This is a genomic window from Pseudomonas sp. JH-2 (genome assembly GCF_036231725.1).
Classification (GTDB): domain Bacteria; phylum Pseudomonadota; class Gammaproteobacteria; order Pseudomonadales; family Pseudomonadaceae; genus Pseudomonas; species Pseudomonas delhiensis.
This window is the reverse complement of sequence record NZ_JAZAQP010000107.1, coordinates 1-1753: the sequence shown is the minus strand read 5'-3', so window position 1 is coordinate 1753 and position 1753 is coordinate 1. Positions and strand designations below refer to the sequence as shown.

2 protein-coding genes and 1 pseudogene are annotated in these 1753 nt (G+C 69.9%); all 3 read right to left on the bottom strand.

Going from position 1 to position 1753, the window contains the following annotated elements; all coding sequences use genetic code 11:
• A pseudogene (locus VV867_RS30905) lies at positions 1-141 on the bottom strand (acetaldehyde dehydrogenase); the annotation flags it as partial.
• Between the two features lie 14 nt (positions 142-155).
• Positions 156-950 (bottom strand): 2-keto-4-pentenoate hydratase, encoded by a 795-nt coding sequence (gene mhpD / locus VV867_RS30900; protein ID WP_328568434.1) that lies wholly within the window; start codon positions 948-950, stop codon positions 156-158.
• A gap of 14 nt (positions 951-964) precedes the next feature.
• The coding region (locus tag VV867_RS30895; protein ID WP_328568433.1) for an alpha/beta fold hydrolase at positions 965-1753 on the bottom strand (789 nt) is incomplete at its 5' end.

Here is a 1753-nt window from a genome sequence, read left to right as displayed (position 1 = left end):
TGCGCGGGCCAGACCGTCGGAGGCCGGGTCGATGCCGACCATCGCGGCCATTTCCAGGTGCTGCGCGTTGCGCAGGATCTTGATCATCAGGTCGGTGCCGATGTTGCCGGAGCCGATGATGGCGACTTTGCGTTTGCTCATGGTTTTCTCTCTGCTCATTCGGCGCTGAAGGTCACGCCGACGCGGCCCAGGCCGTCGATCTCGGCGTCGAAGCGGTCGCCCGGGGCCACCGCCACCATGGGCCCGAGGGCGCCGGTGAGGACGATGTCGCCGGCCTTCAGCGGGTCGCCCAGACGGGCCAGGGTGCGCGCCAGCCACACCGCCGCGTTGAGCGGGTGGCCCAGGCATTCGGCGCCGCTGCCGGCGGAAGCGTCCTCGCCGTTGCGCGTCATGCGCATGGCCGCGCCGCGCAGGTCCAGGCCGTCGAGGCGGCGGGCCGGGCCGCCGAGCACGAAGCAGCCGCTGGAGGCGTTGTCGGCCACGGTGTCGGCGAAGCGGATGTTCCAGTTGGCGATGCGGCTGCCGACGATTTCCAGGGCCGGCAGCACCCAGCCGGTGGCGTTCAGCACGTCGGCGAAGGTGGTGTCGGTGCCGGGCAGGTCGCGTTCCAGCACCAGGGCGATCTCCGCCTCGATCTTCGGTTGCAGCACGCGGTTGAAGGGCACCACTTCGTTGTCGCCATAGGCCATGTCGGCGAACAGCCCGCCGAAGTCCGGCTGGTCCACGCCCAGCTGGGCCTGGACCTTGGGGTTGGTCAGGCCGATCTTGCGGCCGACCAGGCGCCGGCCGGCGGCCAGGGCGTGGGCGACGTTGAGGCGCTGGATGGCGTAGGCGGCCTCGCCGTTCTCCGCGCCGAGGGTGTCACGCAACGGGGCAATGGCCTCGCCCTGCGTTTCCGCGCGGCGCAGGTCGGCGGCCAGGCGTTCGAGGGTCTCTTGGCTGATGGTCATGGGGCACCTCGGGTTCAGTGCTGGAGGAAGTCCAGCACCAGGCGGTTGAAGGGTTCGGCGTGTTCCCACTGGGCCCAGTGGCCGCAGTTGTTGAACACGTGCAGCGTGGCATCGGGGATGCCGGCGAGCAGGCGCAGGCCGGCGTCCATGGGCACGAAGCGGTCATTGCGGCCCCAGACGATCAGGGTCTTCGCCTGGATCTCGTGCAGGCGCGGGCTGAAGTCGGGGAACTGTTTGGGGTTGGCGGCCAGGCTCTGGACGAAGTTGTCCAGGTGCTCGCGGCGGCTGAGCATGTTGTCCAGGCGCACCTGGAACAGTTCCTCGGTGAGGTCGCTGGGGTCGAAGACGAAGACGTTCATCATCCGCTTCAGGTTGTCGATGGTCGGCTCGCGGTACAGGCCGTTGAGCAGCTTGATGCCCTCGGTGGGCATCGGCACGAAGGGGCTGGCGCCGCCGGTGCCACCGCCCATGAGCACCAGCTTGCCGACGCGCTGCGGATTGGCCAGGGCGAAGGCCACGGCGCTGTGGGCACCCATGGAGTTGCCGAGCAGGTGCACGCGTTCCAGCCCCAGCACGTCGAGCAGGCCCTTGAGCGCCGTGGCGTTGAGGTCCGAGCGCGAGCCGCGGCAGACGATGGGGTCGCTCCGGCTCCAGCCGGGGCAGTCCATCAGCACCACGCGGTAGCCGGCGGCCAGCAGCGGTTCGAGGTTGCGGCTGAAGTTGGCCCAGCCGCTGGCGCCGGGGCCGGAGCCGTGGAGCATCACCACGGTCTCGGCGCCCTCGCCCAGGTCGTTGTAGTGCAG

Coding starts and splice junctions, on each gene's coding strand:
- mhpD (WP_328568434.1), bottom strand. CDS start 950: ATGACCATCAGCCAAGAGACCCTCGAACGCCTGGCCGCCGACCTGCGC.